Below are 26,743 nucleotides of genomic sequence, written 5' to 3'. Positions count from 1 at the left end.
AGTGGTATCCAGGCGAGCATTTTACCGGTCTAAAAAAGTACTGGTCATTGAAGATTACGAACAAGTTATAGCGTACATGAAAAGCATGTTGGCACTGATTGGTTTCGACCAGGTCGTGGTCGCCCGTAATGCCGAAAGCGCCATGGCCGCCTGCCGCAAAACCGATTTTGACTTTATCTTATGTGACTACAACTTAGGTGTGGGCCGCGACGGTTATCAGTTATTTGAAGCTTTAAAAGCCGAACACAGCCTCAAACACAGTTGCTGCTTTATTGTGGTTAGTGGTGAACGTCACCGCCAGGCCGTGTATGGTATGATCGAGTTCCTGCCCGATGACTATCTGTTAAAACCTTTCAGCTATGCCGAACTTGAACGCCGCATTGGCCGCGCTTTTCAGGTAAAAAGGGCGCTGAAGTATGCGTACCAGATGATCGCTGAAGAAAACTACCCTGATGCGATTCAGGCCTGCGACGTTTCCCTCGAACAATACCCCGTGCATCATGCCTACATTCAGCGATTAAAAGGTGAACTCTTAGTTAAAGTTGGCCGCTATAAAGAAGCTGAAACTTTATATAGCGAGGTATTGGCCTTTCGTGATTTACCCTGGGCCAAACTTGGTCTGGCTGTGGCTAAAGGCTATCAGGAGCAGGACAGCGAAGCCGAAGGCATGCTGATAGAACTCACAGAGCAGCCTGAAACCAAAATTGAAGCACTGGACTGGCTCACCCGCTTGTATTTAAGCCAAAACAAAACCGAAGAAGCTTTTAATACAGTGCGTGTTGTGGCTGACGCCTCCCCCAAAAACTATTTGCGCCAGCATGTATTGGCTAACTTAGCTGTGATCAACAATCAGCCCGATCTGGCAGTTAGGGTGCACTCTAAATTACTGGAAGCCGCCAAGTATTCCATCTACGACACAGCAGATAATATGCTGAACTACGCTCGGGCTATGATCCAAAATGCTCAGCTTTTATCTGTGCGTGACAAGCGCACCATTTTAGGCAAAGTAGACTATTTTCTGAAAGATGTAAAAAAGCGTTTTAACCCTACGACTTACGAGCATGACAAGCTGGTGATAGAAGCCAGGGTTGCAGTGCTTGAAGGCAAAACAGACAAAGCAAAAAACTTACTGCAACAAAGTGAAGAACAAAGCTTAGGTCGCACTTTATCACCCTCAGCTTTACTGGACAGAGCCAGGGCTTATTTTGAAACCGGCAATCTGGCGATGAGTGACCACTACATGGGCTCACTCAACACCTTATCGCAAAGTGCAGATTTGTATAACAAAGCGCTGAATATGATGTTTTTATCCGAACAGGATAAATACAGCCACAAAAGAGCCACCATGATGGCCAGCCACAATGCAGGAATGGAAGCCTACAGTCTGGGCCAGTATTCAGAGGCCATCACCTACTTTATCGAAGCACAAAAAACCATGCCAGCCAACGCCAGCATAGCGCTGAATTTGCTGCAGGCCATCAGCCAGCGTGGCCGCTTAAACGAAGATTTAATTTATCTGGCACACAAATGCATGAACGTGATAGACGACTCTGAGTTACCCAAAGATCAACGCAAGCGATACCAGTTCATCAAAGAGCAAATTCAGCAGATGTTGTGACCTGCATTAGTTATACCCATTCGGGTTATTTTTTTGCCAATTCCAGCTGTCACGCACTATATCGTCCAGTGTCTTTTCTGTTTGCCAGTTCAACACTGCTTTGGCTTTAGATGGATCGGCAAAATAACGAGCCACGTCACCAGGTCGTCTGGGTGCGAATTTATACGGCACTTCTATATGATTCACTGCCGCAAAACGAGTCACTATATCCAGTACAGATAAACCTTCTCCACTACCTAAATTAAAGGCATCAAAACCCTGGCCTTTAAACAGATGCTGTAAGGCCGCCACATGGCCCAAAGCTAAGTCTGTCACATGGATATAATCCCGCACACCTGTACCATCCGCAGTTAGGTAGTCATTACCAAAAATCTGCAACTCTGCTCTTTTCCCCACAGCAACCTGGGTAATAAAAGGCATCAGGTTATTAGGAATACCGTTTGGGTCTTCACCAATACGGCCACTCTCATCTGCGCCCACAGGGTTAAAATAACGCAATACAGCGATGTTCCAGCTGTTATCTGAGTGATGTAAATCCTGCAGCACCCACTCTGTCATCAGTTTAGACTGTCCATAAGGGTTCATCGCCACAGTGGGCGTAGTTTCAGGCAATGGGCTATTTTGCGCATCGCCATAGACTGTAGCGGAAGAACTGAATACCAGATTTTTCACGCCAAACTTTGCCATCACCTGACAAAGTTTGATTGTGCCACCTACGTTAGTTTCGTAATACCACAAAGGCTTTTGGGTAGATTCCCCAACAGCTTTTAAACCGGCAAAATGCACTACGGCTTTGACAGGGTATTGTGCAAATACTGCTGCCAACGCTTCGGCGTCCAGCACATCCCCTTCAATCTGAATGATGGATTTGCCCGTTAACTGCTCTACCCGCTTTAACGATTCAGGGCTGGAGTTGCTGTAGTTATCAAAACTAATCACCTGCTCGCCGGCCCGAAGCAAAGCTAAGGCCGTATGGCTGCCAATATAACCAGCACCACCTGTTAGTAATACATAACTCATCGCTAATCCTTTTTATCCATCGGTGCAGACGCAAATAAACTTAAAGCCCGCGATAGATTATCTTGCCCTTAGCATATGCTGATAAGCACCTGATTCCGGCTCCTGCCCAAACTCTATCTCAATACTTTGTTCACAAAGTGATAAAGCCACTCAAAAGAGTGGCTTTATTTTACTACAACAGACTAACGCATAAAAGGTGAACGGGCTTCAGTTACACCATTTAAGTTGACAGGTCGGTTCAACATCTGACCACCATCTCTTGATATAGGGATCCATGGAATACGTCCTCTGCCTGTAGCTGATTTAAGCGAAAACACATCAAAGGGAATAGACACGTAAAAGCCTTTACTAAAGCTACCTTCACCATATTCTTCTGACGACATATCTGTAATAGCGGCATAGGCCCCTACCACAATTCCGCTATCAAAACGTTTAGCGAAATCTATAGTCACGCCTTTATCTTTTGCCAAATATTGACCAAAACTGGCGGTAATCATGGTTTCATCTAAAAACTGAGGCTGCCAGTAAAAGCTCAAATGGCCTGTAAAGGTTTTGTAGTCAAAAAAGTCCACATCATTCTCATAAGAACGCTGCCGTACATAATTAAAATCTAAACCTACGGCCAGGTTGGAGTCTATTGGCTTATACATCAGCTCGCCTCCTAGCCCTCCATACATGGTTTCAAGATAACCTGCATAAACCTGACCATACCAATCATCAGCAAGTTTGTCTTTCCAGTGAGCAAACAAGTTTTCCATGGTTACATCACTACGGGTCACATATTCACGAACATAAGTACGCACTCTCGGCACCCCGGTTTCCTGACTATCAACTTTGTAGTTAAACTTATCAAAGTTGGTTAACAAATTCACCTTGGCTGTCGTTTGCAAACTAAAGTTCGTATTAAACTGATAGGCACCGCTTAAAAACAAACCTGTCTGATACATATAAAAACTTTCAGCGCTTCCAAAAGTCTGTATCCAGAATAATTCAGCGGCGTAACCAAAACCACTGTCGTTAGGCTCAACAGCCCATGGTTCATTATCAATTTGGGGGGTAGTTCTGATGTAACTATCTTTTACATCAGCACCAGGAGTTTCATAACGGGCTGCACTAACAAAGCGCTCAGCATCAATCTTCGTTTCGACCATAGGCATATTGCTGGCCATATCAACAACACGGTAAGTTTTAATGCTATCAGGCAAATGATAAGCCAATACTCTGCCTAATCGGTTGATGCCTTCCTCATTATCACGGTAAGCAATCTGCCTGCCCTGCAGAATCATTTCGTCATCTTTGATGGCATAATTGCTCACAACAAAACCGGCATTCAGATATAAATCTTGTCTGAGCAGCGCTTTATCTAACATATCTATTGACTCAGCACGCTTAGCCGGAATTTCTTTAGCTGCAGGCTCTAATTTAATTTGCTTCAGCGAGTTAAAATCAAGCTTATAATTCACACCAAAGCCAAAGGTATTACCACGCATATAATTTACATTCAGGTCAAATGAATCATTCAGCGAATAAACTGCAGCAACATTATAATCAGAATCCTGTAGCAAAACACCTGCTCTGTCTTTTTTGTAATTATTGCCGTCGTATTCGAGTTTTAAGCGTAAAGGATCCCAAGGAGTCTGATATTCAATACCGCCATATAAAGACGCAGAGCCTTTGAAAAAGCGCTGATAATCAATTTTCCCGCCCAACCCACTGAAACCTCCAGGTCTGGTACAAAAGCTGTCGCTGATGTCACAAAAAGGGTTTGTGATGTTTCCTTTACTCCCCAGATAACCCCACCCTATCCCTAAATGAAAGTCAAAAGGCCCAACTCTTTTACTGGCAGCAATAAACTCGCTTTCAAAAAAACCAGTACCACCAAAATCACGAAAACCAGCGGTGATATCAGGTAAAAACTCACTCTCTTTCCATAATTTAAATTTTACATCTATACCTTTATCTTTTAATGTTTGATTACCGCTAAAGCTTGGATCATCACTGAACAGTTTGGTCCGGACATCTGTATAACGAACAGTAGTTTCCATCCAGGGAAACAATTGTAAAGACGCAGCCCAAAAACGATACTCCTGACTGTCCTGATAATTCAGACTAAAGCTACCGGCATCGTTCATACGAGCAGTTGGCATTTGGATTAAGCCCACGCCACCATGGTTCATTTGCGAATAAGTACTGATGGACGGCTGATTGGTTTCAGCAACAGCTGCGGAATTAAAAAGTGTTGCAATCACGGTACTTAAATACAATTTCTTCATTATAAAACAACCCTGTGCTGCAATAATTCAACTACTTGCTGATTCAGTTCATCAAACTCTGCTGGCAATAACCGCTGTTCAAAAGGCACAAATAATACTGCACCTGCAGGAACGTCCTGCCGCTTCTGGTTCCACAATCCTGTTTGAGCTAAAATTGGTGAGCTGGTTGCAGGCAAAATATAAAGAAAAGAAGTACTGGCTCCAACCATAGGTATCATAAGCTTTATGTAGTCAGATGCATCAGTTGCATTCATCAGCTCAAGCTGTGTTGTCTCAGTAAAACCAACTACTGACAGAGAGCCTGGACGGCTATCTACTTGAAGTAAGTACTGACCAGCGAGTAATCTTGGATTAAGTGCTTGTTTAGCTCTGACTCTATCCGGATCCAGAGGTAACATTTGTTGCTGTGCCAGTATCCAAGTCTTAATTTGATTTTTTACATGTTCAACACTGTTAGCTAGTTCCAGTTGCTGATCCTGAAGGTAATACTGCTGTAAATTATTCAAACTCTGTAATAAATCTTGTCTTTGTGACTCAAGATATGCCACTACATCTGGGTTAGTTTTGTATAAACGTCCTGCAGGCCAATACAAAGCGGGAACCTTGTTCACAGTCACCACCACTTCGCTTAATCTTGGCAACGTCATGTAACCATAAAACTGTTCATTGTGTTGAACCAGGACAACAGGAGTAGCAGTATTGCCTGTAACAGGGATTAAAGCCGCAATAAACCAGGTGGCCATGGCGATCAAAGTTTTCAATCTCATTTACTGCTCCCTTTCGGCACGATCCCCAACATGCGCCCAGCGCTACTAATATGGATAAGTTCAATCTGGGGCCAAAATGGAGAAATCTGCTGTTGGCTTTTTAACAAAACATTAGTTCTATCATCGAACCAAAATAAATTAACGGCGGTTTTTCCATTTGAAAAGGTAACTTGTTCTGTAATTAACCTTGTATCAAACACTTGCCCTAAGAGCTCAACTTTATCTGATGTAATACTGATAATTTTGTAGCTCGCACTATAACCAGTTTCTTCTCTGGCAGACCAATCAGCGTAACTTTGCCACTGCTGCCCTATCTTAATTACTGTGATTTCTTGTTTTAAAGGATCGTTTTCGGTATTTGAGGTAAACAACAAATTATTGTCAAAACCTGTAGTTTTCACCAAACGGCCATTGTCCAGAACCAGCATGGCGTCATCTGCTGAAATCCACTTCTGCTGACCATGCTCAAGAAAGGCCAAAACTAACAATGCTCTGGGTAAATTTCCCACCCTGGCATACAATACATCACTGCCGCGGTGAGCCAACTGCTCTTTTGATAACGCTACATCATCCCCAGGATTAAAGGCTAACTTTAAAGTTTCAATATAAGTGTTGGTTGTACTAGAACAGCCTGAAAGGCCCAGCAATGCAATACACAAACAACCACAAGCTAACTTATGCATAGGATCCCATTCAAACTAATAAAGCAGATAATAAAAAGCCGCCAACAGGCGGCTTTATTAACAAGTTTAAACTTAACGCAATGTAGGAGCGTAAGTGAAAGTAACAGGAACAGTGATTGTAGACGTTCCTGATACGGTCACAGTAGTGGTAGTACCAGTACAAACACCACCCACTAATGGGTCACTACCTTCACATTGTAAAGTTTTGTTTGGTTGACAAGTGCCATTGACCAAAGTTTGACCAGTAGGGCAGTTAACTGGAGAATCACTACGGTTGTTAGAAACAACAGCAGCTAATACACCAGCAGCAATAGCACCAGCAACGATAGTACCAGTGGCGATACCACCGATAGCACCTAAACCAGAACCTGCAGCAGAAGCACCTGAACCTGCACCAGCAGAACCAGTTTCTTCACCCTGAGCCATAGCAGCCCCTGAAACCACTAACATAGCGGCCATGAATACACTTAATTTTTTCATCACATCATCCCTTTTAAAAAAGTACCTATAGAATAGAGGTTTTTCGAGCAACCGACAAGCACTTTTTGCTTCTGGTTTACAAATCCCCAGCCTTTAAAAATGCTGGGAAATCTTGTTGTTATTGGCATTTTGTTAGTGAACCAGTTCTTTTTTAACTGCCTCACCCACGCTGCCACTAACAAATAATAAATCACAAATTTCATTGCTCGGAGCAAAACCTGTAGGCGCATCAAGTAAAATTTGCCTGAGCATTTGTTGATCAAAACACTGACAAGCTACATCCAGACTATTTAACAGTAGCGTAGTGGCAGACCATGACAGATAGTGTTCTTTTGCAGCTCTTATTCTGGCATGTTCAGTCCTGCGTTCATTGTTACCAATCAATAACTCTTCATAGAGTTTTTCACCTGGCCTAAGCCCGGTAATCTGAATTTCAATGTCGCCATTGGGGTTGGCTTTATCTTTTAACTTTAAGCCTGCCAGATGAATCATACGTTTCGCCAGGTCATAAATACGCACAGGCTCGCCCATATCCAATACAAATACTTCCCCACCTTTGGCCATAGCGCCAGCCTGGATAACTAGCTGTGACGCTTCTGGGATAGTCATAAAAAACCGGGTTATCTCGTTATGAGTTAAAGTAACAGGACCACCAGCTTTAATTTGTTGAGCAAACAAAGGTACAACAGATCCAGACGAGCCCAAAACATTGCCAAAGCGTACCATGCACATACGGGTGGTAGTCTGTCTGCTGGCCAAGCCTTGCAGCACAAGTTCAGCCATACGCTTGCTTGCTCCCATCACGTTAGTGGGACGAACAGCTTTATCGGTAGATATCAACACAAAACTCTCAACTTTTGCTGCTATAGCAGCTTCAGCGCAAGCCCAGGTACCAAAGACATTATTTCGTACGCCTTCTACCATATTGTATTCAACCAAAGGCACATGTTTGTATGCAGCGGCATGATAGACAGTTTGAACCTGAAAACCGGTCATTATCTGCTCCAACAACTTCTGTTGCTGCGTTGAGCCTAAAACAGGCTTAATAACACAATCGAAACCAAAGCGGCGCTTTACCGCATTCAACTCACGCTCAATGGAATACAACGCAAACTCTGATACATCAAACAACACCAGCACATCAGGTTTACAACGGATGATTTGTCGGCATAACTCGGAACCTATAGAACCGCCAGCTCCTGTTACCATCACAACTTTGTGTCTTATATTGGCTTGCAACAGCTGTTGGTCCGGCTCAATTACTTCACGACCTAACAAATCTTCAATAAGGATATCTTGCAATTCGTCAATTTTCATGTTCCCAGCCACTAAATCAGCCATACCAGGAATACTCTGAACAGGCACAGGAAGTCTGGCTAACAACTCCAACAACTCACGTTTACGATTACGTCCAGCAGATGGCATAGCCAAAAGCACTCGATCAATACGGTAACGCGAAATGGCTTTTCCTAGCAATTCAGAAGGAAGTACAGTTAAACCACACACAGTTGTTTTTTGCAGTTCGGTATTGTCATCTACAAAAACCACAGGTTTATATTCATCTCCACTTTGCAGCGCATACAACAATTGTCGACCGGAACAGCCAGCACCATAAATCAGTACCCTGCTTTTTGTTTTATGTCGTTGCATTTGTAAGGCGCTACGAAACCCCCAGCGACTGCCGCCAATCAGCAATACAGCAATCACAGCAAAACACAACATCAACCGGGTGATCTCAGCCATGGGCAAAAACCAACATAAAACAATAAGACCAGAGACACTGGCAAAAACACCATTGATCACAGTAGCAACTGCCTGAGGTGCCATAAAACGTAAAATGGCACGATAGAGCCCAAGAGAAGAAAAAATAGTAATACTAAAAGCCAGCCAAACAAAAAGACCTAAAGTGTGGGACTTTATAAATTCAGAAGGTTGCGAAATGCCACAGAGCCAACAGGCCAAGAAAAGAGCACTTAGCAAAAAAAATGAATCTGATATTACAGAGATCCCCCGTTTCACAGTGCGGGGTAGCGACATCATCCAAGTCAAGCTTCCACTCCCTCTCTATCCATCGAGTTATCTATTTTGTCAGACATACAACTGATTTTAAGAACATCAGCTTAGGACAGCCCCTGACTATCTACCAGTTGTACTCTGCTAAAAATGAACTTTCTATGAATAAAAATGTCCTTTGAGTTGCACATTTACAGCGAGATTACATTTTTCTCCATTTTCATACAACAGTAAATTAGTAACTAAGCGTTACCATTGTTGCCCATTCGATTAAATTGTTTGATGAGCTCGCCACCACAAATCACAAATACCATCGGTAGGATTAAAACCTGTTGGAGCACTCAACATTAAAGCTCTTATTTTTTCTAAATCATAACTAATGGACGCTTCACTTAACTCACTTAAAAGAGCCTGCATCTCTGGCCAATTTAAATACACTTCGTTAGCAGCTTTAATACGTGGATGCCGGGTTGGCTTTTCATCTTCACCTATCAATAACTCTTCATATAATTTTTCGCCCGGCCTCAAACCAGTCACTTTGATCTCAATATCCCCCTGAGGATTATTTTTATTTTTAATTTCCAAGCCGGTTAAATGCACCATTTTTCTGGCGAGGTCGTAAATTTTCACTGGCGCTCCCATATCCAGCACAAACACATCACCACCTTCCCCCATAGCCCCTGCCTGGATCACCAATTGGGCTGCCTCGGGAATAGTCATAAAATAACGAGTGATATCTTCATGAGTCAGAGTAATAGGGCCACCTTTTTTAATTTGTTTACGAAACAGAGGAACAACAGAACCAGAAGAACCAAGCACGTTACCAAAGCGCACCATACAGAATCTTGTTTTCTTTTGCCGTTGCGCCAGCGCCTGCAAAGCTAATTCAGCCAAACGTTTTGTTGTGCCCATCACATTAGTTGGCCTTACGGCTTTGTCGGTTGAAATCAGAACAAAAGTGTCTACTCCAGCAGCAATTGCGGCTTCAGCTGTGTGCCAAGTGCCAAACAGATTATTCCGCAAGCCCTCAATGACATTAAACTCAACCAAAGGCACATGTTTATAAGCTGCAGCATGATAAACCGTCTGCACCTGATAACTTTCCATAAGTTGCTGCACACGCTGCTGATCTACAACACTGCCCATACAAGGCAACAGTTGCACATCAAGGCGCCGATTTGCTATCTCAATACTCAACTCTTTATCTATTTCATATAAAGCAAATTCTGAAGTTTCAAATAACACCAACTTTAAAGGAGATTGCAGAATAATTTGCCGGCACAGCTCTGAGCCTATAGAGCCACCGGCCCCCGTTACCATCACCACTTTGCCAGTAATATTGGCGGTCATTAACGAAGGAACAGGTGTGACGGCGTCCCTGCCTAGCAAGTCTTCAACTTTTACATCCTGCAATTCGTCAATTTTCATCTTGCCGTCAACTAAATCTGTCATTCCAGGAATAGTTAAAACAGGTAAACCCAATGGCTCCAGACGTTCTATCAACTGTGATCTGATACCACGACTAGCTGAAGGTACTGCAAGTAGGATCCTGCTAATTCCATAAGTTTTGATCACGTGTTCAATACACTCTGGGGAATGAACTTTTGTATCTCTAATAATCACACCTTGTAGCGAAGGATCGTCGTCGACAAAAGCAACAGCTCTGAATTCAATACTGTTTGCCAAAGCAAGTAATAATTGGCGTCCACTGGCTCCTGCGCCATAAATTAATACTCTATGCTGAGCACTACGGCTTGTTGCAGTCACCAATTCTCTTAATAGCACTCTTGAGCCAGCAATACCTGCAAAAGCAAAAAAAATGTAATTTACAATAACAGACACACTATACAAAACAGCATTTGAATCACTGACAAACTTCAGTAAAAAGCCTGAGATAACAGCGCCCCCGCCCATTGCCAGCATAGCTCGCAGCCCTATATAACGAACAACAGCTCTGTATAAACCTAATAAGCTAAACACGAGCAAGGTCACTAGCACTACGGCCAGAAAACTCAACACCATAGGCTCATCATTCAGCACGTCAAAACTGTCATAGCGTAAGTAATAAGCCAGAACCCATGAGGTAAAAAGAATACAAGCATCCACCCATAAAGATACAAAACGTTTCACAAACCGTGGCAAATCCATCAACGGCTGTAAACAGCGGAATAATACTCTGTAAGAAAGTCTACCCAACGGGTACTCCAAATTTATCAGGTCGAAATTTATCAGATCAAGGCCAGGTCAGATGACTAAGGTTATTTAACTTGCTACTAAAACAATAACACCCGACCAGCTAACCAAACGAATCAAAGCAGCTCTTTAAATCTTTTCTTCACATCAGCAGCTAAACTAGCGTCACGTAATGCGTACTCCAGAAAAGCAGTTACGTACCCCAGCTTATTTCCACAATCATGGCTGCGGCCCATAATATGATAAGCATTCACCTGCTGCTGCTGCATCAACATTGCAATAGCATCCGTCAACTGAATCTCATCTCCAGCTCCAACAGGTGTTCTTTTCAGCAACGCCCAGATATCAGTTGAAAATACATAACGCCCTACCACAGCCAAATTAGAAGGAGCTTCCTCAACAGAAGGTTTCTCCACAATAGCAGTCATTTGAACAGACTGACCAGCACCTAACTGATGGCCGGAAACATCAACAACACCATAAGAGCTTACTGTGCTCAGTTGAACTGGTTCCACCATCACCTGGCTTTGGCCTGTCTCCGAAAAAAGACAGATCATCTGTGCCAGATTATCCTTCTTCAGATTACTGTCATATTCGTCAATCAGCACATCAGGTAACACCACCGCAAAAGGCTCATTCCCGACTACAGGTAAAGCACAAAGCACGGCATGACCAAGGCCTTTGGCCTCCCCTTGCCGCACGTGCATAATAGTCACATCTTTTGGACAAATGGTCTGTACATCCTCAAGCAACTGACGTTTAACCCTTCGTTCAAGAATAGACTCCAGCTCAAAACTCTTGTCGAAATGATTTTCTATCGAATTTTTTGATGAGTGAGTTACAAGCACAATCTGCTTAATGCCGGCAGCAATACATTCATTTACTACATACTGAATAAGTGGCTTATCCACTAATGGCAACATTTCTTTTGGTATTGCTTTAGTTGCAGGCAACATACGGGTGCCGAGACCAGCTACTGGGATGACTGCTTTTTTAACTTTCACTGCTATATCCTTATTACTTAACACTTTCACCACGTCCAATGGCGTAGTAATGAAATCCACGTTGTTTTAAACGTTCAGGATCAAACAAATTCCGACCATCAAAAATCACGGCTTGTTTTAGTTGTTGCTTCACCAGATCAAAATCAGGTGCTTTAAATTGCTGCCATTCAGTACAAATAATCAGACCATCCGCACCTTGCAAAGCAGCTTCTTTGGTTCCTGACAAAATAAAATCAGAACGCACGCCATAAATACGCTGCGTTTCTTCCATTGCCTGCGGATCAAAAGCCTGCACTGAAGCTCCTGCAGCCCACAGCTCTTCCAGCAAAACCCGGCTTGACGCTTCACGCATATCATCTGTATTTGGCTTAAAGCTTAATCCCCATACAGCGAAGGTTTTACCTGTTAAATCGTCACCAAAGTGGCTTTTTACCAGAGTCGGCAGCTTATACTTTTGTTTATTGTTAACAGCTTCAACGGCTTGCAGAATTTTTGGTGTATAACCGTTTTGCTCTGATGTACGAATAAGTGCCTGTACATCTTTTGGAAAACAGGAGCCGCCGTAACCACAGCCAGGATAAATAAAGTGATAGCCAATACGAGAATCGGAACCAATACCTTTGCGTACCGCTTCAATATCAGCACCCAGTAGTTCAGCCAAATTCGCCATTTCATTCATAAAAGAAATTTTGGTCGCCAGCATGCAATTGGCTGCATACTTGGTCAGTTCAGCACTGCGTACATCCATAAAAATCATTTTGTCGTGGTTGCGGTTAAAAGGCTCGTAAAGCTCTCGCATCAAAGGCTCTGGAGCATCATTGTAGGTACCGACAATAATTCGCTCTGGCCTCATACAATCAGCAACAGCGGCACCTTCTTTTAAAAACTCCGGATTGGAGACCACATCAAAACTCAACGACACGCCACGTTCAGCCAGTACTTGTTCTATGTGTTTTTTCACTTTGTCTGCTGTCCCAACCGGAACAGTTGACTTATCAATCACTACTTTATGGCTTTTCATATGCGAGGCAATAGTATTCGCGACAGCAAGCACATATTTCAAATCGGCCGAACCGTCTTCATCCGGAGGTGTACCTACAGCTATAAACTGTATGACACCATGCTCTACACCAAAAGCTGCGTCTGTTGTAAAACGTAAGCGCCCGGCCTGAAAATTGCTGGTGACTATAGGAGTAAGGCCTGGTTCGTATATAGGTATGATGCCCTGATTCAGTTTCTCGACACGTTCGGCATTCACGTCAATACACACTACATCATGGCCTACTTCAGCTAAAACAGCCGCCTGAACCAAACCGACATAACCAATGCCAAATACTGTAACTTTCATATGTTTAGTCTAATCCTTAGTGAGCAATGCGGTGAAGCTAACTGCAAAAGGCTTAACCTTAAGTGAACTTAATCACAACTTAAGGTTTAACTCTGTCACCAGAGCCTTTACCCGCCACTGTCATGATAATAAATTTGAAGTAATCGGCAACGGTGAGGTGGTGCAGCATACGTTGGTCTGTTTCTGCTAACAGTACAGGGGTCGACATATCAATGTCATTAACCTGCGCCAGACCGGTAACACCTGGGCGGGAATTAAATACACCACGTTGATCACGTTCTGCAATTAACTCGTCCTGATTAAACAGACAAGGCCGGGGGCCCACCAGACTCATTTCACCTTTGAGTACATTCCACAGTTGTGGCAACTCATCAAGCTTAGTTCTGCGCAGGAAACCACCAAAAGGAGTAATAGCAGAGGCATTGGCTAAATGACTGGCAACTGAGGCTGTATCAGGTTTCATGGTACGAAATTTTACCAGCGTAAAAGGTTTTTTATAACGCCCCACCCGCTCCTGACGAAAAATAGGCGAGCCAGTGTCAAATAAACCTATGATCGTAAGTATCACAAGAAGCGGAAAACCAAGCACTAAACCTGTTAGCGAAAATACGATATCCAATAGTCGGATCACCATCACATCCCTCTGAGCCTGCACAATACAACAAGCCATTCACTAATAATGCGCGCGAGTTTGCCAGAGCTGTCATCAGAACTCAACACAACGACCACTGTTTAGGGTCTGATTGATTGCCTGAGCAACAATTTGATGGCCTGCATCGTTTAAATGAACGCCATCTCCGGAATCGAACTGAGTGGCCAAACCACCAGTATCAGCAACCAATAAACTATGTAGTTCAACAAAACAGGCGCCCACTAAAGGCTTTAATAGCTTGTCGAGTTCCAGTAAAGCAGCTTGTGCTGCTGTATTGGTGTTGCGGGGTTGAGACGACAACACAACCACTGCTGTACCTTGTTGCATTAATTGCCAGCGCAGCAAAAGCAAATTGCTGGCAGATTCAGTAGCAGTATACTTACTGACAGCGTCATTCGAAGGGTAAGATAAAAAAACCAGATCCGGTTTAAACTCATGCGCCTTATCTATATTGTGCTGCATATCTGCCACAGGACGGCTGGCAGATACGACACATTGCTTACTCAAAGCATGGTAAGTTGAGTAGCCGCCCTTCGCTATATTGTGAATCGTTACCCCCAGTGCAGAATGGTAATCTCGAATTAAACCAACCCAACTTTTCTCCGGAGCAGAGGCTCCGGCACCAAAAGCAGAAGACGAGCCCATCACCACCCAGTCTGAAGGGCGGGTCAGTTTCCAGGGTAATACAGTAGGTGGTTCAATGCGATATTCACCACAATCAACCAAAGGGTTTTTAATAACAGGTGTTGGCTGAGGTTCTGGCTTAACTCCTGTGTCAGTTGCTGAATCCCCACCCGAGCAAGAGGATAAGACTATAACTACTGCAGCCAGCAAAGGAATAGCGATAACCGACCTGATGTTCTTTTTCACTCCAACACTCCATGCTAATTTAACTACAAGCACTTTACAGTGAAAACAACGCACACTCTACTGCAGAAAAGCACTTAGACACTAAGGTTTTGCACTCTGCACATCTTTTGATTTTTCAGCAATAATAGCCGCAAGCGAATAGTTTGCATCCGGAGCTCTGACTACATAACGGGCATTGGTTTGGCACACCAGATAATCAGGTGTTAACTCTGCCACCACACCAGGGTCTATATTACCGGCTGTATGCATTAAGGTAATACGGCCAAAAATGCGGCATAAATAATCCAGCATAGAATAACTGGACGAAGCACCGAAAATAACCAGGTGCCGCGGTACTAAAGCCAGCTCATTGGCCAGACATAAAGTACGGCCAAAATTAGCCAAGCCATTATCTGACACTACAGATTTACGATAACTAAAGCTTTTCAACAACCACTCATCAGCACTTCGGGGCGGAAACATTTTATTGCCCAGATCACCAATCAATGGGACTCTTCGATATTCATCATTCGCAAACAAAGCTTCTATATTTTCCCGCACTAACCCAAGACTGACCGCTAATTCCACAGCTGCGACCATGGCACCAAAAGGAGACCAGTGTGTATCCGTTACTCTGAAACTACGTTTGGCTGATTGTTGTAAGGCCTCTACCGGATAACATAAATTCAAACCAACAGGCACGAGTCGCAACACCTGCTCAACCGGAGTAAGTGCACCTTTTGCATAAGGGTAAAACTCCGTGTACACAGCTTCTTTAGCCGGAGCCATCAGCAACGCATGCTTGCATTGAAATTGCGCAGCATAGGCCTGTAGTTTCGCCATATACAATTGCCAGCTTTGCTTAGCTTCAGCTTCCAATAGTTGCTTACCAGTAAACTGCTCTACACTTTTATTGGTATCGTTATCTAAAAACAACCAGTTACCTTTGCCCTCTAATACCTTAAAAGGACCAGAGATATGCCCCTGGCACAAAGGGAAATATTGATCGTCCTGTATAACACCTAACTCAAAATCGGCCGAGGTGAGAGGTAATGGAAAACGAAAACCACAACTCAACTGAGGATGCTTTTCAGGCTTTTGTTTTAAAATAATTTCAATCACGTCAGGTCGGGCGCAATCAGGCTCAAATACAGCCAGCTCGTCACCATGTCGAACATAGACTTGAAAATCCGCAGGTTTAGCTTGTAATACCCAGCCCTGAAAAACGAGCCCGTTACCTGTCAAAGTATCGAGACTAGCAGTAGCATCTGAAATTGGGCTATCCAGCCACCAACGGATTATTGGACCTTGTTTTTGGTCATGTTTAACTAACTCAATTCGATAAGAACTCAAAATACTTCCTGATTATTTGTTTTCAATTACTAAGGCATAGACACTTTAAGTGTTTGATCTAAAAGAATTTCCAGTGAATTCTGAAGTGTTTCAGCCGAAAAGCGATCACGTGCGTAACACGCAGCTTTCTCAGCGGTTTTCTGCATAAGCTCAGGGTCACTAAGCAATATATTAAGTACATCTTTAACTGCTTCCCAATCTTTAAAAGGAACCAAAAAACCAGTTCCGTCCTGCACTAGTTCAGGTAACGCCCCCCAACTATAGGCAATAACAACTCTGCCTGAATACATTGCTTCCAATACAGTTCGGCCAAATGACTCCTGAAAATGTGACAAATTCAGTACAACATCCAATTTAACCAATGCATCTTCGGCTTTGGCAACATAACCACACAGACGCACATTAGCAGGCACTGCACCTCTGGTTATATAAGCAGATAAATCGTCGCTGTCGGGGCCATACAAAAAAAAGTGCACTGGCAAGTGTTGCTGATTGCAGAGATTGGCCAATGCCATAAAGTCTGAAAGTCCCTTTTTGGCAAGGTTACTACTCAGCATGCCTACTCTTAGCTTGGGGCAAGGGCTTAATGCCGGAACACTATCCATAGAAACTGTATTAGAAATAATGGTCGTGCGCTCAGGCACAGCAAGCCAATCAGCAACGATACGCGAATTAGCTATCAGGTAATCAGTTTGAGCCAACAGATGCTGCCGGATTTGCACAGCGTCAGAGCCCAATACGTTACACAGCGCTTCATCATGATCTGGTAGTTCACGCACATGAACCACAGTACGAATATCAGCAGCCCGGGCTGCAAGTAAAGGCTCAAACAAAACAAGAGTGTTGACATAAACCAGCTCAACCTTCTGCTCTAGCATAAAATCTTTCAGGTATTCAGTTTGTCGCTGGTTAGCATCTCGTTTTGCATACCACCATTGATAAGGCAATATCAGCAGGCGACTGCAGTACTGCAATACAATGCTGACATAATCACTATTCTTCGCTTCTGGTAAAGCAACAATTAAACGATAACCTAAGCGGTTAAACGCTTGAAGAACGTCAATAAAACTGCGTTCTGCACCAAATTGTCCGCCAGACGCCGCATGAGCAAACAACATTAGCACTGGTTTATCCGCTAACTGTTGCAAACCAACATATTGGATCGGAGCAGAAAAGTTGTAGCCAGCCGTAATAGCTTCCACCAGCGGAGATTGTTTTGTTGTCAAATTCAAGGCATACGCATAGCCGGAACAGCTAAATAATGATGACGGATCACGCCGTTCAGTTTCACCATGTAAAAGATAATGCTCAAGAGCCGACATTTTCGCGGCAGCAACATCCGGATAGCGACTCAGGTACCAGTTTTCATCTACTCCTGAACATTGTTGTACAAACAACTTTCTGTTCTGATTCTGAATACTGGTGGAGCCACGACAAATCTGTGGAGGTACAACAAAAGGGCGAACCTCGGGTTCTGGCGGCAAATAAAGATGTGGCGAGTTTTGATTGTGCCAACGAGTTGCAGCATCATGGTATAACTTGCGAACGCCACGGAACTGAGTTCGTAAGTGAGTAGCACTGGTCTGACTCAGAGAGTTTTCATCTGCCCTGCCAAATGCAAGCGGAACACCAGAAAGTACCTCCACTATGCTTTGTTCACCAAATACCTTTTTTACTCGGTAATAGTATTCGGTGTCGGCGTTCACGCTGACAAGATCCCAAAAGCCCAAAACCTTAATAACATTACGTCTAAAAAGTAACGATGAGACGTTTCTATATATCCAACCGTCTTCCATGCGCCATCGCTGAAACATAAGAGCTGAACTACTTCGAACCCAATATGATATTGAGGCAACAGCTGTCCTGTTTTTTAGCAACGCTTTCACCTGACGTTCTATTTTTTCTGGGTGAGACCAGTCATCGGCATCATGGACTGTTATAAATTCACCTTTTGCAACCTGCAAAGCCCTGTTTCTGGCTGCGTAAGCACCTCTATTGGTGTCCTGCTGGATAAGCTTAACTCTCTTATCCAATGACTGCCATTGCCGTATTATATCGACACTATGATCAGTTGAAGCATCGTCTACAACTATGACTTCGAGGCGGCGCCAGCTTTGCTGCAAGATTGATTTTAAAGCGACATCCAGAGTGTGAGCCGAGTTATAACAAGGAATAATGATGGTCACTAAAGGCTGAAACAAAGACTGAAAAAAAAACTGCTGCTTTTCAGATTGCAAGGTATCTAAAGTGAGTTGAGTAGCATTTGAAGCACAAAAAACAGAACTCAGCCCTTGCTTGTTAAAAAGGAGGGAAAGGCAGGCAGCTTTGTCGTGCGCCTCCAGTAACATGCTACGAGCCAACAACTTATCATTTGTCTCAGCCCAGCCAGAATGGGCTAGTAATACTTCCGCTTTTTTTACATCAAAACATTCCAGACAGGCTGAAAAACAGAGTAAAAATGGCCCTTGGTGGCCAATAACACTCATAGCCAGCTCATCCTGAACTACTGGTTCTATCAAAGCGTACACATCATGCCAACGGCCATGACTGGCATGCCAGCGTGCAAGTACCCAGGCCGCAAGATGCGCATTGATATCATCAGCCCGCACAAGCACTTCAAGGGCTGTCAAATACTCAAAATAATCAAACTTCCCCCAGAGCAAGGGCTCCAGTTCCAATGCTTTAAAGCAGCAAGGCTGACGCCCTTCTGTCCAGCCAAACTGCATATAATGAGTGACAGCATCAATACCTGCTGCCGCAACATCAGGGTAGGTGTTTAAATACCATGACGCATCAACTAACCGCGCTAACTTGCTCACGTCAGGCATAGGGACATTCTGCAAATAACCTCGCCTGCGTATCTTTGGCAGATAAAACAGGTAATGAGCCTGCCAACGGCCAGTCGACATTCACAACAGGATCATTCCATAGTAATGAATATTCATCGTCGGGCGCATAATAGTCAGTGCATTTGTACTGGAACTCAGCCATATCACTGGTGACATAAAAACCATGCGCAAAACCGGGAGGGACCCACATCATTTGTTTGTTATGTTCGCTCAGGTACTCTCCCACCCATTGCCCAAAAGTTGGAGAGTTTGCACGCATATCCACGGCCACATCAAACACCTCACCTTTAGTTACCCGCACCAGCTTACCTTGTGGTTGTTTATGCTGATAATGCAAGCCACGTAAAATACCTTTGCCTGAACTTGAATGATTATCTTGTACAAACTGATAGTTTCCGCAGTGTTTAACAAAGTCGTCATGGCGAAAAGTTTCCATAAAAAAACCCCGCTCATCACCAAATACTTTAGGCTTTAGCAATACCACATCAGGTATTGCCAATTTTATATACATCATTTCACTTACCCTGCTTTAAAATAGTCAGCAGATACTGCCCATACTGGGTTTTGCTAAATGTTTTGCCTTGCTTTTTCAGCATTTCATCACTGATCCAGCCATTACGCCAGGCAATCTCTTCCAAACAAGCAACCTTTAACCCTTGTCTGCGTTCAATAGTTTGTACGTAGCTGCTGGCCTCAAGTAAAGAATCATGAGTACCGGTGTCTAACCATGCAAAGCCGCGCCCTAGCCGTTGAACTGTTAAATGATCACGTTGAAGATAAGCATTATTAACACAGGTAATTTCCAGTTCACCGCGAGCAGAGGGCTTCACCGCTTTGGCTATTTGCACCACGTTATTGTCGTAAAAATACAAACCTGTTACCGCGTAGTTTGATTTAGGCTGCTTTGGCTTCTCTTCGATAGAAACAGCTTTACCATTGCCGTCAAACTCCACCACACCAAAGCTTTCAGGGTCGTTTACCAGATAGCCAAATATTGTTGCCCCCTTCTCCTGCTGTGCCGCTTTTTTTAATTGCTCTGAAAAGCCTTGCCCATGAAAAATATTGTCCCCAAGTACCATACACACCGCGTCTTGACCAATAAAGTCTTCAGCAATAATAAAGGCCTGAGCCAAGCCGTCCGGTGACGGCTGCTCTGCATACTCAAAGGTCACACCAAATTGATGGCCTGTACCTAGCAGTTTCTTAAAGCCAGGCAAGTCTTCAGGTGTGGAAATAATTAGAATGTCTTTGATACCCGCCAGCATTAACACTGAAATTGGATAATAAATCATGGGTTTATCGTAAATAGGTAATTGCTGTTTCGACACACCTAAGGTGATTGGATGCAAACGGGTACCAGAACCACCAGCCAAAACTATACCTTTACGCATTTTCTATCCTTAATCTGTCAACAGCGTTTGGCTGCTTAATAATTCTTCTAACGTTAATTCCAACTGGCCATGCCAGTCTGGCATCTGCATGCCAAATGTGTGTTCGATTTTTGTCAGGTTAAGCCGTGAATTGGCGGGTCGTTTTGCCAGCATTGGGTATTGGTCTGTATTAATTGCCTCAAACTTTGCGGGCTGCAATTGCAAAGCAATACCTTTTTTCCTGACGAATGCAAAAATAGCTTCAGCAAAACCATACCAACTGGTTTCTCCTTTGGGTGCTAAATGATAAATACCACTCACTTGCGCTCCTTTAATAAGAGCTTGTTGCAACGCCAGGCAACTCACCTGCGCTATTAAACGTGCAGGAGTAGGAGCACCAACCTGATCCGCGACCACTTTTAATGCCTCCCGGCTTAACGCCAGCTTAAGCATGGTGCGCATAAAGTTATTACCACGGGCAGCGTATACCCAGCTGGTCCGAAAAATCAGGTGCTTTGCACAAGCATTTTGTATTGCTATATCACCTGCTAGTTTACTGGCACCGTATACAGACAAAGGAGCAGTTTGGTCGCATTCCTGCCATGCAGCAGTGCCATTCCCCGGATAAACATAATCGCTGGAATAATGCACCAGCCAGGCATTTTGCTGTTGGGCAACTTGCGCCAGAGCCTGAGGTAAAGCTGCATTTAACAAATATGCGCCTTCAGCTTCAGTTTCAGCTTTATCCACTGCAGTCCAGGCTGCTGCATTTACAATCACGTCAGGTTGTAACGCTGCTACTTTTTGTTGTACTGCTGCGGTATCAGAAAAATCAACATCAGCACGGCTAATATAATGTAATTGCCCTAAAGGTGCCAAAGAGCGGGCTAATTCAAAACCTACCTGCCCTGTAGGGGCCAACAATACAATCACAGCCATAAATTAACCCTTCGCGTTTTGATAACTACCATCTAGGATAGCTTGCCACCAATTCTGGTTAGTGAGATACCACTGCACTGTTTTTCTAAGACCACTTTCAAAGCTTTCTTGTGGCAGCCAGCCCAGTTCACGTTCAACTTTCCCTGAATCTATGGCGTAACGCACATCATGACCGGGTCTGTCTGTTACATAGGTGATTAAATCTGTATACTTTTGAAGGCCTGCTGGCTTGTTCGGCGCCAGCTCTTCCAATAAGGCACACAAGGTGTGTACTACTTCAATATTTTGCTTTTCGTTATGGCCACCTATGTTATAGGTTTCCCCCACTACACCTTCAGTGGCTACTTTAACCAAAGCACGGGCGTGGTCTTCCACATAAAGCCAATCGCGAATTTGCTTGCCGTCGCCATACACCGGCAAAGGTTTACCCGAAAGCGCATTTAAAATCATCAACGGAATAAGCTTTTCCGGAAAATGATAAGGGCCGTAATTATTTGAACAATTGGTGACCACTGTGGGTAAACCAAAAGTACGTAACCAGGCCCGCACTAAATGGTCTGAACCAGCCTTGCTGGCAGAATAAGGGCTGCTTGGCGCATAAGGCGTTGTTTCGGTGAATAAGTCGTCAGTACCATGCAAGTCACCATAGACTTCGTCGGTAGAAACATGGTGAAACCGAAACTCGGCTTTTTTATCAGAAGGAAGTGCAGACCAATAAGCCCGTGCAGCTTCCAGCAATGTATAAGTACCCACTATATTGGTTTGAATAAAATTGCCGGGACCATTGATAGAACGGTCAACATGACTTTCTGCTGCCAGATGCATCACTACATCGGGCTGGTATTTGTTAAACAGTGCAGCCATAACACCAGCATCACAAATATCAGCCTGCTCAAAATGATAGCGAGATGAAGCTGCAACTGAGCTCAGAGAATCTAAATTACCTGCATATGTCAGCTTATCAATGTTAACGACACTGCATGAAGTTGCATTAATTAAGTGTCGCACCACAGCCGAACCGATAAAACCCGCACCGCCAGTAACAAAAATCAACATCGCTATAACACCAGTTAAATTAAAAAATCAGATTGCGAAAAATGTAAGCTCTTTGACTAGAGTCGCCAAACCATTATGATGGCATGAGTTTTCGGAAAAATACCAAGCTTAATATCTATCCCTTTAACAGGGCCAACCGAACATCTGGGACCAATCATCTTCGCCAGAATAAAGCAAAGCTCACATGCACGCCACAACGGCATAATTTATTGAAATAAATCACATTATTCCATTTAAAGAAAAATCTGTTAAATGAGAGTTCGGCGTCAAATTAGCTGCTTATGTATGACAAACGTCACGAGCCGCAAGCTCTAGAATCGTCCCGGTTAAAAATAATCATTTAAAATCAAAACTTACTCAAGAGCACAACGATAAGCTACTCCTAAGCTGAAATTACAACGCTCGCTAACTAAAGCGTTTGCATTAATGATAATACGTATACATCCATAAGAAAAAACAGAGTTTCTAACTATCTAAGCTGTATAAGGAACTTGAGAGTTGTGTAAAAAATAATTTATAGCATCTCAACAAATCAAAAACACTTGAAATTTCGATATCTAAAAATTCCTGTATATTATTAAGCCGCGTCTCAAACATACTCAGCCCTTAAAAACACACGCGTACTTAATACAATGCTTAATCAAGATAACGTACACTAATCAAGGTTGATATGTTTGCACTCATTGATGAACCAATTGCAACTAAGACTTTACACTTATCCACCATCTGATATTTTTTCGAAAAATAACCATCTTCAATAACTAGCTTGTATTTTTCCGTGGTATTAAATGAAACAAGAAGTGCAACATTACCTCGATTCAATATTGCCTTATCATTCTCTACAATCAAGTTGACATCAGGGTGCAATAAAAACTGGATCCTCCAACCTTTTTCTACTGTAGAATCAAAGCTATCATCAATAAGTAATGCAGTATATTTCGCATTTTCATTTTTAAGGGCAGTAATTTTTCTATTTATTAGGGCTTGCTTATCAATTTGACTCTCACCTTCTAACTGCAGAAAAGGAGAAAAAATTTTAACATCAAGCATCCTAGCCATTTCTTTTGCTGATGAATAGTTTGAAAACAGAGTAGCTGAATTTTGTTCAGTAAAAAACCCACTGTGCCCACGCGACGACATCAAAAACTTCCGTATTGGATCATTATAGTCATAGCTATACATTCCTCCATCACAAATGAAATCGAGCCCATCAATTCTTAAAGTAATACTCGTATCATCAATGTGACGATGAGAAAATGAGGTTCCTCCACATTTAAACGTTAAGTAAAAACCAGGTTCTTTAACAAAACAAAAACCTGCATCTGGGAAAAAACCGAAACCAAATTTGTCTTTGTAAAAACCATCCGGCACGAAAACAGAAGGTCTTTCCTCAGAATCACCAACAAGAGGCAAAGTACCGTCTTCGTGAAACATGTACGAACTTGCTTCAATAACCTGCTTCAAAACCACATTAATTTCGTTTTTTTCAATAGATAGATTATTATTTCTGATAAATGAATCTATAGCTCCAAACAATGACATATTAAGCATATGATAAGATGGACTATTCTCCGTACAACACCCATCCTTATCAAACACTCGATGCAGCATCATATTCAACCGCTCTAAAGATTTATTTAGCCACAAATCGTTTTTCTCTGAAAACCGTTCAGAATTATAAGAGCGAAACTGGACCACCAAATTCAATAAAGCCCTATCCATCATGATCCCATGATTGTTAAAAACGTAATGCTCATCTAACGCCAACCAATCACCATGCTCTATCAATTCATCGACAATATCTTGAACAAGTAGAATTAGGTCCTCATTATCAGTCGCTCGATTAAGTACACAATGTAGCAACTGAGAAAACACACACGCTCGATTAGTAACTGCGTGCTCATCACGAAAAAGTAGACTTTTGGAGTTCTTGTCTTGCTCTCGCCATTTTTTGTATGATCGATATAATTCTATTGCCTTTTCCCAATAGATATCATCCGCTTCAAGAACAGCAGCTTTAACCAAATAATCGATAAATACCAACGAATAAAACCATAAATTCTTGCTTGCAGCATTATTTTCAAACTGCACCGTCCATTGAATGCCCCCATTTGTCCATATGGGTAATTCCCCCACATACGGGAAAACGTAGCTATTTACCAGTATTTGTCTCGCAGCCTGGACAGGCTCGACGTTTGAGTATGATGTAACACCATCACGTAGCAGACCTTTTTTAATCGCGTCCTGCAATGCACTACTCATAAAGCCTAAATCTCCCTGAATAAGTTACTAACAGCGGCCAGATAGTTTAAAACTCTGAACTTTTCAGCAATAAACTTATGACTTGAATTTTGGATATCAGCATACAGTTTTTCGTCATTACTGAGCTGCCAAATTTTTTCAACTAATTCATTTGCGTCTGATAGAATCATAGATTCAGGATACACATATTCGCAGCCTGTCCAGTTTTTGATTAAACCTACCGCACCTGCAGCATACGCATCGACCACCGCTAAATGAAAGCTTTCAAATCCAGGTAAATCTCGCACAGCCTCACTTAACGATAATACAAAGCCGACCTGATGAGCAGCTAAAGCCTGCTTAATATCTACAAAACCGACATATTCAATAGCATCAGTCAAACTATGTTGCGTGATGAACATCTCACAGTTCTTAAAATAGTCAAGTTCATCGGGATGATTTATAAGCCACGGAATGTCTGCTGGTGTTTTTCCAAAAACTTTCAAACAGTAGCGGGAGTCTCGCAACTTTAACGCTGCAAGAACTTTTAATGCCTCTAAATATCCTTTTTTAGAGGGCACAAAACCTATCATCGCAATATTAAAGCGACTGGCCGTGTAATCACTACGATGATAACCTTCTATATCAACAAAGTTAGGCAACAGCTTCACTTTCGCTCTGGGAATATGAGGAAAACGCTCAATCAATCTCTCAAAAAACAGCACAGAAACAGCAGTAACTGCATCAACATTCTGCAGCACTAATCGCTCTCCAAAGTCTCGCCCGAGTTCAAACCTATGCATCCTTATGATCAATTTCTGATGTTTAAGTTTATTCTTTGAATACCACACTGCATTACCTAGCAACCACTCGCACCATATATAATCAGCCCACTCTAACTTAATTTTACTGTCAGCCTCATTATGACTATCATGGCCAACCCATTCATCAGTCTGAATGTCGTAATATTCAAATAATAATGGAATGGCTGGCGCTATAAACTTTAAATCATAGCCAGCGATCAACAATCTGGGTTTAGTTAATTGAGTAAACACTAAGAAATTTTTATCCATCAAGCTTTTTATTATATTTTTGAATCTTACACCATAAGTAAATTGCTCAATTATTTGGTAATTATCAAAAATAAACTCTGAAAATCGTATAAACAATTGCTCATCGATATCTCGTTTATTTCTAAAGATAAGACTGTGCAACACAGCCTGCAAACCTTTTTGCAAGCGCAGTTTAAAGTAATTTATATCACTCTCAGCTAAAATTTTCTGGACTAGCGGCCAAACCTGAAGATGATTACTAAGTTCACGAGCACCATAAGCCTGGGTACTTGATAAGGAAAACGAGCTTCGTTGGTTATATACATAAGTAGGATGATTGATATACTCCACATTCTGAGCAACAGCAAGCACTGAGCAAAGGAACACACTATCCTCCCCCATGCGGATATCCTCCGGCCACTGTATATCATTTACATCCAGCAGGCTCTTCTTAATTAAACTGCATGGAATAGTACTTTGCCGACAAACAATATATTCGATTCTCTCTTTTCGGCTTAATTCAGGTAGCCATTCAGGGATAACGTTCATGGGCTGTTGAACGTTGCCCGTATCAGCAATTAAATATCCCCTGACAATGCACGCATCAGTTGATTTAGCATGCAGATAATGGACAGTTAGGGTGTCAGGAAGAATTTCATCGTCACAATCTAAGTAAAAAATGTACTCTCCTCGAGCTTCACTCTTACCAACATTACGAGGCCGAGAAGGAGAACCACTATTGTTCTGTAATTGAAGCACGCGCCAATTAGGTTCAGAAATGGCCTGCTTTTGCAAATAAGCAAAGGTACCATCCGTAGAACAATCGTCAACAAAGAGCACTTCATAATGCGCGGAGTCATAGGTTTGCGAACGTAAAGATGCTAAACAACGTTCAAGCTTTCCTAACGCATTAAAACTTGGGACAATAACTGAAATATCCATTTAAACCATCCAGAGTACAAAACATTTAAACTTAACATAAA

Annotated in this window: 20 protein-coding genes; 1 reads left to right on the top strand and 19 read right to left on the bottom strand. The window is 42.8% G+C overall.

Annotation, left to right across the window (positions count from 1 at the left end; all coding sequences use genetic code 11):
• Window position 1 precedes the first annotated feature (1 nt).
• Window positions 2–1,618 (top strand): response regulator, encoded by a 1,617-nt coding sequence (locus J2W69_RS01240; RefSeq protein WP_310275064.1) that lies wholly within the window; start codon window positions 2–4, stop codon window positions 1,616–1,618.
• A 6-nt stretch (window positions 1,619–1,624) separates the two neighbouring features.
• Here J2W69_RS01240 and galE read toward each other — a convergent pair whose 3' ends face one another.
• The 19 genes from galE to J2W69_RS01145 form a co-directional block, all read right to left on the bottom strand.
• Window positions 1,625–2,638, bottom strand: a complete 1,014-nt coding sequence (gene galE / locus J2W69_RS01235) for a UDP-glucose 4-epimerase GalE (RefSeq protein WP_310273770.1) — start codon at window positions 2,636–2,638, stop codon at window positions 1,625–1,627.
• A 182-nt stretch (window positions 2,639–2,820) separates the two neighbouring features.
• The gene (locus J2W69_RS01230; RefSeq protein ID WP_310273768.1) at window positions 2,821–4,911 is read right to left on the bottom strand and encodes a YjbH domain-containing protein; all 2,091 of its coding nucleotides are present in this window, start codon (window positions 4,909–4,911) and stop codon (window positions 2,821–2,823) included.
• Window positions 4,911–5,678, bottom strand: coding sequence for a capsule biosynthesis GfcC D2 domain-containing protein (locus tag J2W69_RS01225; protein WP_310273766.1), 768 nt, complete (start codon window positions 5,676–5,678; stop codon window positions 4,911–4,913). Before J2W69_RS01225 ends, J2W69_RS01230 begins: the two co-directional genes overlap by 1 nt.
• Window positions 5,675–6,361 carry a YjbF family lipoprotein gene (locus J2W69_RS01220; protein ID WP_310273764.1) on the bottom strand — a complete coding sequence of 229 codons (687 nt, stop codon included), beginning with the start codon at window positions 6,359–6,361 and terminating at the stop codon, window positions 5,675–5,677. The genes J2W69_RS01225 and J2W69_RS01220 overlap by 4 nt, the downstream gene beginning before the upstream one ends.
• Before the next feature lie 72 nt (window positions 6,362–6,433).
• Entirely contained in the window at window positions 6,434–6,841 is a 408-nt protein-coding gene (locus J2W69_RS01215; RefSeq protein ID WP_310273762.1) for a hypothetical protein, read from the bottom strand.
• A gap of 132 nt (window positions 6,842–6,973) precedes the next feature.
• Entirely contained in the window at window positions 6,974–8,878 is a 1,905-nt protein-coding gene (locus J2W69_RS01210) for a polysaccharide biosynthesis protein (protein WP_310275062.1), read from the bottom strand.
• Between the two features lie 246 nt (window positions 8,879–9,124).
• Window positions 9,125–11,050, bottom strand: coding sequence for a polysaccharide biosynthesis protein (locus J2W69_RS01205; RefSeq protein WP_310273760.1), 1,926 nt, complete (start codon window positions 11,048–11,050; stop codon window positions 9,125–9,127).
• Window positions 11,051–11,163: 113 nt separating this feature from the next.
• The gene (galU, locus tag J2W69_RS01200) at window positions 11,164–12,051 is read right to left on the bottom strand and encodes a UTP--glucose-1-phosphate uridylyltransferase GalU (protein ID WP_310273759.1); all 888 of its coding nucleotides are present in this window, start codon (window positions 12,049–12,051) and stop codon (window positions 11,164–11,166) included.
• A gap of 13 nt (window positions 12,052–12,064) precedes the next feature.
• Entirely contained in the window at window positions 12,065–13,399 is a 1,335-nt protein-coding gene (locus J2W69_RS01195; RefSeq protein ID WP_310273757.1) for a UDP-glucose dehydrogenase family protein, read from the bottom strand.
• 79 nt (window positions 13,400–13,478) lie between these two features.
• The gene (locus J2W69_RS01190; protein WP_310275060.1) at window positions 13,479–14,033 is read right to left on the bottom strand and encodes a sugar transferase; all 555 of its coding nucleotides are present in this window, start codon (window positions 14,031–14,033) and stop codon (window positions 13,479–13,481) included.
• 72 nt (window positions 14,034–14,105) lie between these two features.
• The gene (locus tag J2W69_RS01185; protein ID WP_310273755.1) at window positions 14,106–14,921 is read right to left on the bottom strand and encodes an SGNH/GDSL hydrolase family protein; all 816 of its coding nucleotides are present in this window, start codon (window positions 14,919–14,921) and stop codon (window positions 14,106–14,108) included.
• Between the two features lie 81 nt (window positions 14,922–15,002).
• Window positions 15,003–16,253, bottom strand: a complete 1,251-nt coding sequence (locus J2W69_RS01180; protein ID WP_310273753.1) for an alginate O-acetyltransferase AlgX-related protein — start codon at window positions 16,251–16,253, stop codon at window positions 15,003–15,005.
• A gap of 29 nt (window positions 16,254–16,282) precedes the next feature.
• Window positions 16,283–18,916, bottom strand: coding sequence for a glycosyltransferase (locus J2W69_RS01175; RefSeq protein WP_310273751.1), 2,634 nt, complete (start codon window positions 18,914–18,916; stop codon window positions 16,283–16,285).
• Window positions 18,917–19,073: 157 nt separating this feature from the next.
• On the bottom strand, window positions 19,074–19,616 hold the full coding sequence (rfbC, locus tag J2W69_RS01170; RefSeq protein WP_310273749.1) for a dTDP-4-dehydrorhamnose 3,5-epimerase: 543 nt from the start codon (window positions 19,614–19,616) through the stop codon (window positions 19,074–19,076).
• A gap of 1 nt (window position 19,617) precedes the next feature.
• Window positions 19,618–20,493: a glucose-1-phosphate thymidylyltransferase RfbA gene (gene rfbA / locus J2W69_RS01165; protein WP_310273747.1), complete on the bottom strand. Its 876-nt coding sequence runs from the start codon at window positions 20,491–20,493 to the stop codon at window positions 19,618–19,620.
• Window positions 20,494–20,502: 9 nt separating this feature from the next.
• Entirely contained in the window at window positions 20,503–21,411 is a 909-nt protein-coding gene (gene rfbD / locus J2W69_RS01160) for a dTDP-4-dehydrorhamnose reductase (protein ID WP_310273745.1), read from the bottom strand.
• 3 nt (window positions 21,412–21,414) lie between these two features.
• On the bottom strand, window positions 21,415–22,467 hold the full coding sequence (gene rfbB / locus J2W69_RS01155) for a dTDP-glucose 4,6-dehydratase (protein ID WP_310273743.1): 1,053 nt from the start codon (window positions 22,465–22,467) through the stop codon (window positions 21,415–21,417).
• Window positions 22,468–23,103: 636 nt separating this feature from the next.
• Window positions 23,104–24,729 (bottom strand): heparinase II/III domain-containing protein, encoded by a 1,626-nt coding sequence (locus J2W69_RS01150; RefSeq protein ID WP_310273741.1) that lies wholly within the window; start codon window positions 24,727–24,729, stop codon window positions 23,104–23,106.
• 5 nt (window positions 24,730–24,734) lie between these two features.
• Window positions 24,735–26,702 carry a glycosyltransferase gene (locus J2W69_RS01145; RefSeq protein ID WP_310273740.1) on the bottom strand — a complete coding sequence of 656 codons (1,968 nt, stop codon included), beginning with the start codon at window positions 26,700–26,702 and terminating at the stop codon, window positions 24,735–24,737.
• Window positions 26,703–26,743: the final 41 nt, after the last annotated feature.

The sequence above is a fragment of the Rheinheimera soli genome (genome assembly GCF_031457405.1).
GTDB classification, from domain to species: domain Bacteria; phylum Pseudomonadota; class Gammaproteobacteria; order Enterobacterales; family Alteromonadaceae; genus Pararheinheimera; species Pararheinheimera soli_A.
This window is presented reverse-complemented; position numbering and strand designations above follow the sequence as displayed.